General features: G+C 63.3%; 15 protein-coding genes. 5 read left to right on the top strand and 10 right to left on the bottom strand.

Features of this window, described 5'->3' with window-relative positions:
- The first annotated feature begins 120 nt into the window (after positions 1 to 120).
- Positions 121 to 1023, top strand: a complete 903-nt coding sequence (locus DK261_RS01900) for an alpha/beta fold hydrolase (protein WP_016702409.1) — start codon at positions 121 to 123, stop codon at positions 1021 to 1023.
- On the opposite strand, the gene DK261_RS01895 is transcribed toward DK261_RS01900, so the two are convergent.
- A complete protein-coding gene (locus tag DK261_RS01895) occupies positions 1009 to 2001 on the bottom strand; it encodes a GlxA family transcriptional regulator (RefSeq protein ID WP_110175215.1) in 993 nt (330 codons plus the stop codon). The genes DK261_RS01900 and DK261_RS01895 overlap by 15 nt on opposite strands.
- Positions 2002 to 2115: 114 nt before the next feature.
- Between DK261_RS01895 and inhA the strand changes: the two genes are divergently transcribed.
- Positions 2116 to 2802: an isonitrile hydratase gene (gene inhA / locus DK261_RS01890; protein ID WP_110175214.1), complete on the top strand. Its 687-nt coding sequence runs from the start codon at positions 2116 to 2118 to the stop codon at positions 2800 to 2802.
- A gap of 89 nt (positions 2803 to 2891) precedes the next feature.
- On the opposite strand, the gene darC is transcribed toward inhA, so the two are convergent.
- From darC to darA, 3 genes are all read right to left on the bottom strand, one after another.
- On the bottom strand, positions 2892 to 3143 hold the full coding sequence (darC, locus tag DK261_RS01885; protein ID WP_371923053.1) for a 2-hexyl-5-propylresorcinol biosynthesis acyl carrier protein DarC: 252 nt from the start codon (positions 3141 to 3143) through the stop codon (positions 2892 to 2894).
- A gap of 86 nt (positions 3144 to 3229) precedes the next feature.
- Positions 3230 to 4381 (bottom strand): beta-ketoacyl synthase DarB, encoded by a 1152-nt coding sequence (gene darB / locus DK261_RS01880; protein WP_038577434.1) that lies wholly within the window; start codon positions 4379 to 4381, stop codon positions 3230 to 3232.
- Positions 4382 to 4388: 7 nt separating this feature from the next.
- Complete coding sequence (gene darA / locus DK261_RS01875; RefSeq protein ID WP_009050009.1) at positions 4389 to 5330, bottom strand: 2-hexyl, 5-propylresorcinol biosynthesis aromatase DarA; 942 nt, start codon at positions 5328 to 5330, stop codon at positions 4389 to 4391.
- A gap of 503 nt (positions 5331 to 5833) precedes the next feature.
- Between darA and DK261_RS01870 the strand changes: the two genes are divergently transcribed.
- Positions 5834 to 6238, top strand: a complete 405-nt coding sequence (locus DK261_RS01870) for a GFA family protein (protein ID WP_009050010.1) — start codon at positions 5834 to 5836, stop codon at positions 6236 to 6238.
- 221 nt (positions 6239 to 6459) lie between these two features.
- Here DK261_RS01870 and DK261_RS01865 read toward each other — a convergent pair whose 3' ends face one another.
- The 3 genes from DK261_RS01865 to DK261_RS01855 are packed head-to-tail and all read right to left on the bottom strand — an operon-like array spanning position 6460 to position 8086.
- Positions 6460 to 7266, bottom strand: coding sequence for an aminoglycoside phosphotransferase family protein (locus tag DK261_RS01865; RefSeq protein WP_053269581.1), 807 nt, complete (start codon positions 7264 to 7266; stop codon positions 6460 to 6462).
- A 15-nt stretch (positions 7267 to 7281) separates the two neighbouring features.
- On the bottom strand, positions 7282 to 7641 hold the full coding sequence (locus tag DK261_RS01860; protein ID WP_050899122.1) for a helix-turn-helix transcriptional regulator: 360 nt from the start codon (positions 7639 to 7641) through the stop codon (positions 7282 to 7284).
- Positions 7631 to 8086, bottom strand: a complete 456-nt coding sequence (locus DK261_RS01855; RefSeq protein ID WP_009050013.1) for an SRPBCC family protein — start codon at positions 8084 to 8086, stop codon at positions 7631 to 7633. The genes DK261_RS01860 and DK261_RS01855 overlap by 11 nt, the downstream gene beginning before the upstream one ends.
- A 209-nt stretch (positions 8087 to 8295) precedes the next feature.
- Between DK261_RS01855 and DK261_RS01850 the strand changes: the two genes are divergently transcribed.
- Both DK261_RS01850 and DK261_RS01845 read left to right on the top strand, forming a co-directional pair.
- Positions 8296 to 8952 carry a hypothetical protein gene (locus DK261_RS01850; protein WP_103331681.1) on the top strand — a complete coding sequence of 219 codons (657 nt, stop codon included), beginning with the start codon at positions 8296 to 8298 and terminating at the stop codon, positions 8950 to 8952.
- 78 nt (positions 8953 to 9030) lie between these two features.
- On the top strand, positions 9031 to 9432 hold the full coding sequence (locus tag DK261_RS01845) for a lysozyme inhibitor LprI family protein (protein WP_110175212.1): 402 nt from the start codon (positions 9031 to 9033) through the stop codon (positions 9430 to 9432).
- A 134-nt stretch (positions 9433 to 9566) separates the two neighbouring features.
- On the opposite strand, the gene peaD is transcribed toward DK261_RS01845, so the two are convergent.
- Genes peaD through peaB form a run of 3 tightly spaced genes read right to left on the bottom strand, consistent with a single transcriptional unit; the run spans position 9567 to position 12476 of the window.
- Positions 9567 to 10694 carry a quinohemoprotein amine dehydrogenase subunit beta gene (gene peaD / locus DK261_RS01840; protein WP_041989649.1) on the bottom strand — a complete coding sequence of 376 codons (1128 nt, stop codon included), beginning with the start codon at positions 10692 to 10694 and terminating at the stop codon, positions 9567 to 9569.
- A 23-nt stretch (positions 10695 to 10717) separates the two neighbouring features.
- On the bottom strand, positions 10718 to 11041 hold the full coding sequence (qhpC, locus tag DK261_RS01835) for a quinohemoprotein amine dehydrogenase subunit gamma (protein WP_007921889.1): 324 nt from the start codon (positions 11039 to 11041) through the stop codon (positions 10718 to 10720).
- Between the two features lies 1 nt (position 11042).
- Positions 11043 to 12476, bottom strand: coding sequence for a quinohemoprotein amine dehydrogenase maturation protein (gene peaB, locus DK261_RS01830; protein ID WP_028683005.1), 1434 nt, complete (start codon positions 12474 to 12476; stop codon positions 11043 to 11045).
- Positions 12477 to 12526: the final 50 nt, after the last annotated feature.

Here is a 12526-nt window from a genome sequence, read left to right as displayed (position 1 = left end):
GACGCCTTCGTCAGCGCTTTATGCCGTCAGGGCAAAACCCACGCACGGAGTCTCCACACGACACTGGCCAGACACACGGATTGAGCTAAGGTTGCTGCTTTCCCTGTCGCCGGATCCGTCATGAACAGCTCGCCCTCTGTCCAGTACCTCCAGACACCTCGCCTGCACATCGCCTACGAACACCACGGCCCCGCCGACGGCGCGCCGGTGATTCTGCTGCATGGCTTTCCCTACGACCCGCGCGGCTACGACGAGATCGCCCCCGAGCTGGCGGCGCGTGGCTACCGGGTGATAGTGCCGTACCTGCGCGGTTACGGGCCGACCCGCTTCGCCGGCCCGGACATCCTGCGTTCCGGGCAGCAGGCGGCGCTGGCCCAGGACCTGCTGGATCTGATGGATGCCCTGGAGATCCCCCAGGCCGCCCTCGCCGGTTTCGACTGGGGCGGTCGCGCCGCCTGCATCGTCGCGGCCCTGTGGCCGGAGCGGGTGCGCTGCCTGGTGAGCGCCGACGGCTACAACATCCAGGACATTGCCCGCTCGACCCAACCGCGGCCGCCCGAGACCGAGCACCGGCTCTGGTATCAGTATTATTTCCACACCCAACGCGGGGTCGACGGCCTGACCGCCAACCGCCGCGAACTGTGCGCACTGCTGTGGCAACTGTGGTCGCCGACCTGGGATCGCGGCCGCGAACTCTACGACCTGAGCGCGCCGTCGTTCGACAACCCGGACTTCGTCGAGGTGGTGATCCACTCCTACCGGCATCGCTTCATGTACGCCCCGGGCGACCCGAGCCTGGAACACATCGAGCAGGCCCTGGCGCAGCAACCGCCGATCCGCGTACCGACCATCTCGTTGTGTGGCGGCGCCGACGGGGTCGGCCCGGCCAGCGAAGAGGATGAAGACATCGGCCTGTTCACCGGCCCTTACCAACGCCGGATCTTGCCCGGAATCGGCCACAACGTGCCGCAGGAAGCGCCGCAGGCGACCTTGCAGGCGCTGCTGGAACTACTGGAAGCCTGACTCCCCCTCCGGCGAAAAGCGCTCCCGATACGCCTGCGGCGTCACGCCCACCAGCCGCAGGAAGCTGCGGCGCAGGGTTTCTTCGCTGCCGAAACCGCACTGCACGGCGATGCGCTTGATCGGTACGCCGCTGTCGCCGAGCAGGCGCCGGGCGCTTTCCACGCGGATCTGTTCGATGGCCCGGGCCGGGGTCTGGCCGGTGTCGGCGCGGTAGTGGCGGACAAAGCTGCGCTCGCTCATGCCGGCCTGCTCAGCCAGGGTCGGAAGGTTCAGGTCGCGACCGAGGTTTTCGGCGATCCAGGCGTGCAGGTCGTCGAAGCGGCTGCCCTGTTTTTGCAGGGCCAGGGTCGCGCTGAACTGCGACTGGCCGCCCGGGCGCTTGAGGAACACCACCAGTTGCCGGGCCACGTCCAGCGCCATGGCGTGCCCCAGGTCCGCCTCGACCAGCGCCAGGGCCAGGTCGATGCCGGCGGTGACGCCGGCCGAGGTCCAGACCGGCCCCTCGTTGATGAAGATCGGATTGGCTTCCACCCGCAAGCGCGGGTATTGCCGCGCCAGTTGCTCGCAGCGGGTCCAGTGGGTGACCACCCGGCGCCCGTCGAGCCAGCCGCTGGCGGCCAGCAAAAAAGCCCCGGTGCACACCGACGCCACCCGCCGCGCCAGCGCCGCCTGCTGACGGACCCAGGCCACCAGCGCCGGGTCTTCGGCCGCGGCGTACACGCCCCAGCCGCCGGCGATGATCAGGGTGTCGCAAGGCGTGCCCAGCGCCGGCAAGGGCTCGGCCAGCAGCGCCAGCCCGGCCGAGGTGGTCACCGGCCCGTCGCCCGCGGCGATCACGTTCACCGCGTAGGGCAGCGGCAAGCCTTTATGCCGCGCCAGGTCGTTGGCCGAAGCAAACACCTGCAGCGGGCCCGTGACGTCGAGCACCTGGGCGTTGGCGAAAGTCAGTACATGAACGGTTCTGGCGGTCTGGGACATGGTTGGCGTAAATCGTGGGCAGGTTGGCGTATTCGCCAAAGCCTAGGGCGCTAGAGTCGAACCGTCCAGCCACATAAGGGTGGGCACCTTCGAACTTTTCCAGGGAGATACCCCATGACGCTGCAGATCGGTTTCCTGTTGTTCCCCAACGTCCAGCAACTCGACCTGGCCGGCCCCTACGATGTGCTCGCGTCGCTGCCGGACGTGCAGGTGCATCTGGTCTGGAAGGCGCGCGGGCCGGTCACCGCCAGCACTGGTTTGGTGTTGCAGGCGACCACCGGCTTCGCCGACTGCCCGCCGCTGGACGTGATCTGCATCCCCGGTGGCGCCGGTGTCGGGCCGTTGATGGAAGACCCGCAGACCCTCGATTTCATCCGCCAGCAGGCGGCGCAGGCACGTTACGTCACCTCGGTATGCACCGGTTCCCTGGTGCTCGGCGCGGCCGGGCTGTTGCGTGGCAAGCGCGCCACCACCCATTGGGCCTACCACCATTTGCTGGAGGCGCTGGGGGCGATCGCGGTGCAGGAACGCGTGGTGCGCGACGGCAACCTGTTGAGCGGTGGCGGGATTACCGCCGGGATCGATTTTGCCCTGACCCTGGCCGGCGAGCTGTTCGGCGAGGCAACGGCGCAGCGGGTGCAGTTGCAATTGGAGTACGCCCCGGCTCCGCCTTTCGCCGCCGGTAGCCCACGGACAGCGCCCAAAGCGGTGGTGGAAGAAGCCCGGCGGCTCGCGGCGAACTCCATCAAACAACGCGGCGAGATAGTCGACAGGGTCGTGGCGCAATGGCAGCAGGCCTGAGACCTGCGCACGCCGGGGGGAAGAAAGATGCGGGCCAGGGCAACCTTATCGGCCAGCTGAGCCCTGGCCGCATCTTCGCTTGACCGACGTCAGGCCGGGGCTGCTTGCTCACTGGCCTGTCGGAGGTAGTCGATCACCTGCTGCACGGTCTGCAGGTTATCGGCTTGGTCGTCCGGGATGGTGAGTTCGAACTCGGTCTCCAGGGCCGTCACCAGTTCCACCCGGGCCAGCGAGTCCGCTCCCAGGTTCCCGACAAACGAGTCCTGGTTGCCGATCTGCGCCAGGTCGACGGCCAGTTCGCTCGCCACCACTCTTTTCACACGTTGCTCGAGGGTTTCCATAGTCATTCCCTTGCAGTTGGATGCGTACCACGAAACAGTGGCCGGCCCGCGCCGGCCACCGGGTTGTTGCGCCATGGCGAGGCGCGTCAGACCACCGTCAGGTGCATGAAGCCACCGGAGAAGCGCCCGCTTTCCGGGACGAAACACAGCAGGCGCTGCCCCTTGTGCAGGCGCCCGGACTCCAGCAGCTCGTGGATCATGATGTAGATCGACGCCGAGCCGGTGTTGCCACGCTCGGACAGGTTGGTGAACCAGCGCTCCTGGGGAATCGCCAGTTCGGTGTTTTCCAGGCACTCGGCAATCGGCTGGCGGAAGTATTCCGACGACATGTGCGGCAGGAACCAGTCGATGGCCTCGGGCGACAGGTTGCGCTTGATCATCACCTCCTTGAGTGGCTTGCCGAGGGTGTACTTCACCACGTTCTCGTTCAGCAGCCGCACGTCCTGCTTGATCGCGAAAATCGAGCGTGAGGCCCACTCCTCCGGGGTCAGCAGCTTCCAGCCGACCAGGCTGTCGTCCTCGGCCTTTTCCGCGCCGGCGTACATGCAGGTCGGCAATTCGTTGGCGTAGGAGAAGATGTCGATCCAGTCGATGCGCAGCGACAGGCCGCCGGCCCGTGGCTGGTTCTCGAGCAGAAAGGCCCCGGCGCCGTCGGACAGCATCCAGCGCAGGAAGTCTTTATCGAAGGCGATTTCCGGGCGGGCCGCCATCTGCGCCACCAGTGCCTCGTTTTCCGCATCGAAATTGCGCGCATGCAGCACCGGCGAAGGCACCTCCGAGGCGGTGGCCACGGCATTGCGGCTGGCCCCCGACAGCACCGACAGGTAGGCGTATTTCAATGCGGTCAGGCCCGCCAGGCAGATGCCGGCGGTGGACACCACTTCGCAAGGCTTGTTGCCCAACTCGCCATGCACCATCACGCCATGGTTGGGCATCAGCTGGTCCGGCATGGTGGTGCCGGTGGACAGGCATTCCATGGAGTCCAGGGCAAAACCGTCGCCCACCAGGCCCTTGATCGCCTCGGCGGTTATTTGCGCGTTAGTGAAACGGGGAATACCGGTCTGCGGGTCCAGCACATAATAGCGCTGCTTGATACCGTTATTGCGCAGCACTACTTGTCGAGACCGTGAAGGTCGCCCGCCCACATACCCGAGAATGCTTTCCATCGTATCGTTATCCACTGCCTCTCCCGGCATATAAGTGGATGTTTTCGTAATATAGACAAACGATTCACTCATGATGATTTCACTCTTCAGTTTCAAGATTTAGTTGCGAGCCGGACGGTTGTTCGTAATAACGCTGCAACTCGTCCAGTCGCGTCCGGATAAAGGGATGAAGCAAACGGCGTAACACCAGTGAAATAGGCAGGACAGTCAAGATGACCAGCAATAGATAAACGATGAACACGCCCAGCAAGAGTCGCCGTAGCCATTGCCCATACTTGCCGAAACGGCAAATTATTCCCGACCAGAACTTGAAGCCTTTATAGGCCGCACGCTCGCTGAGTATCAGCCCGGGGTTGACGGGCGCCGCCCCCAGCCCGGCCAGCATCGGCCCTTTGGCTTTCTCTTTATTGGCATACAGGGCGGCCTTCAATGCCCGCCCGAAACGTGCGGCGCCCTGGACATCCTCGGCGCTGATCCCGGCCTTGGGCAGGCCGAGGAATGACTCGCGGCTGCCGGTGAACATCCAGCGCGGCGTGGTAATCAGGGTGGCGAAGGTATTGGCCCGGTCGGTCAGCACGACGTTGTCGCGCAGCCGCGCGCCGGCCTCGTCCAGCAGGCGCTTGACCACCTCCTGGGCCATCAGCCACATGTTGCGGCAGGCGATCACCGTGACCACCGGGCGCCCGGCCAGCAGGCGCTTGCCTTCCGCGCTCTGGAGAAACGCGGTGATCAGCGGCGACGGCGACAGGTACCAGACCTGATACGCCAGGATCACCAGGTCGAAAGGCCATGGATGATCGGTATGCACCGGTTCGATGGCCGGCGGGCTGAGCTGCACGGTCTCGGGAAACACGTCGAAAAACCTGCCCACCGGCCAGGGAAACGGATAGGCGACCCGGGGCTTGAGCACGACTTCATGCACCTTGACCTCCTGCGTCGAACGCAGGGGCGAGATCAGGCTTTCGACCACTTCGCTCAACTGACCGCTTTGCGAATAACGAACCACAAGTACATGTTTCATAAGTGCGGGGACCTTTTGCTTTTCAACCACACAGGCACGCCAGAGATCACTTGAAATGAACCTCGGCATGAAAGGCAGTTTTATAAGTTGGGCACGACAAACAAGGCGCGCGCTGTATTCGTGGCAGGTCGAACTTAAAAACAAAACATAATGAACGACAAAACAGCAGCACCCGGAACAGCGGCCTGGTGATGAACTGAAAGCGGAAATCGCCCACCGCGCATTCCAAACACTGTCTGCCCGTTTTGACAGAATGTATTTGTAGTGAGACAGAACCCGTCTTCTTGGCTGAAACTCTATCTGCAATCGGATACTTGTAAACCTACCAACTCTGGTAGGTCCTTCGCGCTACCCAGCGGACGAACTTACATGCTCTTATCTGAACTTTTTTCATCTAAGCAGGGTATGTTCAATACTGGCTACTGGCCTTAATTGAAAAGTTTTCCCGCGCGTGTTCAGGCAGCCTCTACACTCTGGCCCAGCCTTCCCTCAGGAGCCTTGCCATGCACAAGACTTACACCGGCAGTTGTCATTGCGGTGCCGTGCGCTATGAAGTCGAGATCGACTTGAGCCTGGGCACCCACAAGTGCAATTGCTCGATCTGCAGCAAGACCCGCAACTGGAACGCGATCATCGCCCCCAAGGCCTTTCGTCTGCTCAGCGGCGAACAGGCGCTGAGCGACTATCGGTTCAACCGTGGCAATACCCATCATCTGTTCTGCAAGCATTGTGGCGTGCGCACCTTCGGGCGCGGGCATGTGCAGGAGATCGGCGGCGACTATGTCGCGGTGCAGGTGATGACCCTGGATGACATCGACCTGCAGGAGCTGCTTGCGGCCCCGGTGCATTACGCCGACGGTCGCCATGACAACTGGGGGCATGTGCCGGAGGAGATCCGTCACCTCTAGCTTTTCCACAGGCGAAAAAAAACCCGCCGAAGCGGGTTTTTTTCAAGACCATTACGACATCCTGTCGCTGCATCCTTGCACATGGTCGGTCATCCATGACCCTGAGCGCGTCCTGCGCTGCAGTTGGTGAATGAAGATTAAGCCTGTCGCCCAATCGGCAACAGGCGAAATAGCAGCCAGCGCATGTAAGCCTTTCGCCATAAAACCACTGACCAAAACCCCTAGGCCGCGCCTTCCAGGGCCTGGATGGCCAACTCCGCCACCTGCAGTTCGTGTTCCATGCTGGTTATGTCGCCGTCCTCCAGGAACCACGCGGCGGACAGCCCGGTATAGGCCAGCACCCATTGCAGCAGGCGCTTGCGCTCCAGCCCCGCGGCCTGGGCAATGACCTCGACCTGGCGGGTGAAGCGCTGCGGATCGCCACTGGTCGGCAGGTCCGGGTTGCAGATCAGGTTGGCGAAATCGAAGCCGCGCTCGCCCATGACCCGCTTGGGATCGATCACCAGCCAGCCGCGCTCCTCGAAATCCAGCACGTTGTCGTGATGGATATCGCCGTGCAGCACCACCTGTTCCCGAGGGGATGCCAGCAACTCGTCGGCCGTGGCCAGGCAGCGCAGGAACATCCCGCCCTCACGCCGGGCGGCCAGACGCAGGGCCTTGAACCATTCCGGCAGGGTCAACAGCGGCGGCAAGGGTGTCGAGCGTGGCGCGTGCAGGCGTGCCAGGCTGGCGCAGACGATCCGGCTGACCTCGTCGTCTTCGCCGGCCAGGGCCATCTGCATCAGCGAGCGCCGGCCCATGGCCCGCTCCATCAACAAGGCATCGCCGTGGTGCGCGTAGACCCGGGCGGCGCCCTCCCCGGCCCACCAGGCCATCAGCCGGTTGCCGTATTTTTCCTCGTCGTCGAGGGCGATCTTCAGCATCGCTGGCGCGTCGTCCAGGCGCACTGGCAACAGGTGGCTGCCAGGGGTGACGATGGGCGCGCCATCGACCTGCAGGTTCCAGCGTTTCAGGTAAAACTCGAACATCCGTGATGATTTCCGTTATGACTCGACAAAGGCCTGCAATTGACCCAGGGCCTGATCCCACTGCTGGCTGATCACCTCCAGCGAGCGCCGGGCTTCGGCCAGCCGGCCCGGCTCGAACGCCCACAGGCGCTCGCGCCCCAGCTTGGCGTCGCGCACCAGCCCGGCCTGCGCCAGCACCTGCAGGTGCTTGGTCACCGCCTGGCGGCTGATATCGGTGCCGAGGGTCAGTTGGGTGATCGACATGGCGCCGCCACCACACAGGATGGCGACGAGCCGCAAGCGGGTCTCGTCACCCAGTGCCGCGAAGATCATGGCCGAGCCGTCCAGGGATGCCGCCACCGGCAACAGGGATGGGGAAGAAGTATCAGGGGCCAAGGTAGGTCTCGATATTGTTCATCTGCTCGTCCCAGCCACGGCTGTTCATGCGAAACGCCTTGAGCCGCCGTTCGGGTGGAATGCCGTCGAACCCCGACTCGACCACCCGCAGCAAGGTGCCGCCGTCCAGGTCTTCGAGTTCGAATTGCACCAGGGTGCTGGGCTCGACGGAATAGTCGACTCCTGGCTCCACCGCGTAAGGGTGCCAGCTGAAGGCGAACAGGTGTTCGGGCTCCAGCCGCTCCACCAGCACATCCCAGACCAGGTGTTCATACCCGGGGTAGGTAATCTGCCCCCGGGTGCGTTGCCCGACGACAAAACGCTGGCCCGCGAGCGCCACGCCAAACCAGCTGCCGAACGCCTCGGCATCGGCCAGCGCGGCCCAGACACGGGAACGGGTTGCCTTGAGCAGGATCTTTCTTTCGATGCGATCTGATGAGTTCATGGGTCACCTCCAGTGATGAAACCCTAGACGCTCTCGCGAAAAACGCAACCTGATAGTTGCGTATTTTTTTACCGCCCGACCAGGCACAGGTTGAAATCCCTCGCCCTGCCGCCGAAAAACAGGGCTAAGCTCGCCACTCGCCAATGGCTGCCTCGCCGCTGCCCAACGCGGTAGTGAGCGCAGCGGACAACAGAAATGGAATGCCTCCGATGACCCAGACATCCCCCGCAATCACCCTGGAAAAACTGCGCCGGGCGATCAGGCTGATCGACGAGCCGCTGATCGAACTGACGCCTCAGTCGCTGACCTACCTGCGCTCCTACCCCGCCCTGCTGGCCGCCTCCAGGACCCTGGCCAGCACCCACGACAGTGGCGACCTGCTGTTGCAGTTATCGGCGATGTGCTACGGCTGGATGCCCAGGGTGGCCCGGGTGAATGCCAGACATGTCGATAGAGCCTCGGCCGCCCTCGCCTGCGCACTGGAGTCGGACGTCCTGATCGACACGGCGCAGATGCAGGATCTGGCCAACAGCCTGCACTCGGTAGTGGGCACCTCCAAGCTCCTGCACTTTCTGCGCCCGCAGCTCTACCCGATCTGGGATTCGAAGGTCGCTCTGTTCTGGGCAATGCCCTTCAAAAAATCCTTGCAGGCTCACATGAGCAACGTTGGAAACTACCACCGCTACATTAAAGACATTGAGGCACTGATCGCGTCTCCCGATTTCTCCGCGTTTTATAACGACTTCGACCAGGCGTACAGCAGACGCCTCGACAGGCTGAAGATCGCGCCCTATAGCCTGTCACCGGTCCGCGCGGTCGAGGCCGCGGCCTTCGAGCTGTCCGGCGGCGATTATGACGACGATTGACCGGCGGCCCTTGCCGCGCGACGCCAACATCGGGCGATGCCCCTTGTCGGTGTGTCCCCCTTCACTGTGAGAATCCCCATGAACCCACGCATTTTCCTGGCCCTGGCGCCGCTGCTGCTCACCCCGCTGGCACAGGCCGCCGACTGTGCCAACGCCACCACCCAGGCCGCCATGAACCAGTGCGCCGCCGAGCAGCGCCAGGCCGCGGACAAGGAACTGAACACGCTCTACCAGCGCATCACCCAGCGCCTGAAGGACAACCCGGACGGCAAGAAGCTGCTGGTCAGCGCCCAGCGCGCCTGGGTGGCTTTTCGGGATGCGGAGTGCGGGTTCGCCGCCTCGGGCGTTGCCGGTGGCAGCGTCTATCCGTTGATCTACAGCAACTGCACCACCGACCTGACCAAGGCCCGGGTCGAGGCGTTCAAGACCTACCTCAAGTGCCAGGAAGGCGACCTGAGCTGCCCGGTGCCGGGCAATTGAATCGGCGGCGATCTTGAGATTTTTCGCGAGCAAGCTTCGCTCCTACAAGGGACCGCATGCATTTGGAGTGCGGTGTCGGGAGATGACACATTCCCCTGTAGGAGCGAGCTTGCTCGCGATAGCGGTAGCAACGCCTAGCGCACAAACACCTGGGCCGTGGTGATCGCCATGTCCCCGCCCGGCAGCTTGATGCTGCCGATCTGCTTGAGGCTGTCGGCATCGAAGATCGCCACGTCGTTGAAGGTCCCGGCCAGGTAGATCTTGCTGCCTGCCTTGTTGAAGGAAATGCAGTAGTAGGAATGCTCCAGGGTGGCGGCCTGGAGCAGTTTTTTCTGCTTGATGTCGTACTTGGCCAGGCGGTTGAGCACACCGAACATCAGGTTCGGGTCCTTCGGCGAACGCATGCCGCTGAAGTAGATTTCCGTCAGCGGACCGAAGTCGGTGGTTTCGCTCTTGCCGGTCTTCAAGTCGATGCTGAACAGGCCGTACAGGTACTCGGCGGTGGCCGGGTCCTGTTTCTTGTCCTTGAACTTGGCGGCGGTGTAGAGCAGCGAGAAGTCATGGCGCCAGGTCTGCTGGTTCCACACGTAGAGCACGTCCGGCGCGCTGTAGTTCGGGCGTTTCCAGTGACGGCTGGGGATCAGCACGTCGAACTTGCCGGTCTTGACGTCGACCTTGTACACGTCCGCCCCGGCCACATACAGCGAGCCGTCGTCGCCGCTCTGCATGATGGTCAGCTGCCGTGGCGCCGGGAAGCTGCGCACCGGCTTGGCCTTGAGCCCGGCGTCGGTGGCGTAGACGTCCAGCCGCGGCTGCTTGACCTCATAGCGGTCGTTGAGCATCTGGGTCGGGTTGGCCACGGTGTACAGCTCCTTGCCGTCGTGGCTGACGGTGAAGGCGAACATCGAGCGGGCCTTTTCCCCCGGCTGCTGGGTGATGCTGGCGTGGAACACCTGCTTGCAGCTGTCCAGCTCGACCCCGTAGACATCGGCGTAGTGGTTGTTCAGCACGTAGGCGACCTTGCGGTCCGGCGCCAGTTGCACGGTGCCGGGGCCGAAGGCGTCGGGCATCTTGCAGGTCTTGTACAGCGTGTCGCTGGCCAGGTCGATCACGTGCAGGTTGTTCGGGTAGTTGGTGGTGACCATGTATTCATGGCCGGCGTTGAGGGCCTTGTTGTCAGTGTTGTCGTCGGCCAGGACGCCGAGGGAACAGGCGCCCAGGATCACGGAAGCGGCCAGGCCGCAGGCATTTTTGCGAAGCATGCTGGAATCCTTCTACTGACCGATTACTTGTCTTTGGGGAACACGGTGCCGAGATTGCGCCAGTTCTCGTTGGAAGCCTGGGCGTCCTTGTTCCAGTCGGGGTAGGTACTCATCATGTCCGGCACCTGGGCCGGCCACCAGCACGGGTCGGAGCAACCGTAGAGGTCGGCCTCCATCGGCTGGCACAAGGACGACACGCCACCGAAGGCATCGATTTCCCAGCCCGGGTCGGTGGTCGAGGCACAACCGGCCACCGAACTCATGGCAACCACCTCTTCGATACGGTTCTCGTCGGCGGCCTGTTCCAGTTTCTGGGCTTTGTTATTGATCGGCTTGAGATGTTTCATGTCAGTGAGCCTTGCGCGGAGTGATGTAGCTGCTGATGAACGCAGGGTTGTGGGCCATGATCCGGCTGTAGACCTCGATGCCGAAGTCCACCCAGTCACGCATCAGTTCGCAATAGTGATAGGTCGGGTGCGCCGGGTCGCCGTAGCGGGCGTAGCTCTCGTGGTAGCAGCCGCCGGAACACAGGTTGCGGATGCGGCAGCTGTCGCAGCCGGTGTTGCTGCGGTCCAGGCGCTGGGACAGGAAGTCGTTGAGCTCCATCTGCTTCACCCCGCCGTCGCGCACATTGCCGAAGGTCGGCAGCGATGAGCCGGTAAAGCGGTGGCACAGGTTCAGCTCGCCCTTGTGGTCCACCGCCAGCATCTTCAGCCCGGCGCCACAGGGCAGCGCCTTCTTGTGGCCCTCGTGAATATCGGTGATCAGCTGGTGCAGGTTGGAGAAACCGATATTGCGATGCTCCAGGGCCGCCTCCAGGTAACGCCGGCCCAGGCGCTTCATGCTGGCGAAGACTTCGATCAGTTCTTCGCCGGTGAGGTTGAAGCTGCTGATATCGCCCGAGGTCACCGGGGCAAACCCGACCTCGGCGAAACCCAGTTCGTTGAACAGGTGGTCCCAGATGGTTTCCACATCGGTGACGCCAGTGGTCAAGGTCACCCGCGCACCGACCGGGCGGCTGTCGTAGCGCGCCAGCAGCATCTGCGCCTTGCGCCGCACCACGTCATAGGTGCCCTGCCCGCCCACGGTGATGCGGTTGCGGTCGTGCACGGTCTTCGGCCCGTCGATGCTCACCGACAAGCCGAAACGATGGGCATTCAGGTAGTCCACTGTCTCCTCGGTGAGCAGCGTGGCATTGGTGGTCATGACGAACTCGACGAACTTGCCCGCCTCGCGAAAACGCTTCTCGCAGTAGTCGACCATGTATTCGATCAGCTTGCGGTTGCTCAGCGGCTCGCCACCAAAGAACACCACGGTGAAACGCTCTTCATCGGGGGATTCCCTGAGCAGCATTTCCACCGAGGCGATGGCCGTCTCGACGTCCATCTTCTTGCCCGCCGAGGGCTTGTCCAGGTCCTCCTTGTAGCAGTAGGTGCAACTCAGGTTGCAGCCGGTGTTGACGTTGAGCACCACGGTGTTGATCGCCGTGCGCTCGACCCGTTTGACGGCGATCTCCGGGGTCAGCGGCGAGCCGTCGCTGACCAGTTCCAGGGCGATCAGCTCGCGCAGGGTTTCGTTGATTTCCTCGCCGTTGAACCGTGCGCCGAGGCGCTGGACCAGGTCCTCCGGGGTGCAGCCGGGGCCGCGCAAGGTGTCGATGATGGTGCCGGTCAACTCATCGCTGGCGAACAGCGAACTGCTGGGGATATGGAACAGCATGCGGTCGGCATCGACCTGCACTTCGTGCAGGTTGCGTTCGACCAGATTCAAGATAGCGCCCATTGCAAACCTCCTGTGCCGGCCCCCTTTCGCGGGGGCCTGCGGTCATTCCG

The organism is Pseudomonas sp. RW409 (genome assembly GCF_003184125.1).
Taxonomy (GTDB): domain Bacteria; phylum Pseudomonadota; class Gammaproteobacteria; order Pseudomonadales; family Pseudomonadaceae; genus Aquipseudomonas; species Aquipseudomonas chlororaphis_I.
The sequence above is the reverse complement of the archived record's forward strand: the minus strand, read 5'-3'. Positions and strand labels throughout refer to the sequence as shown.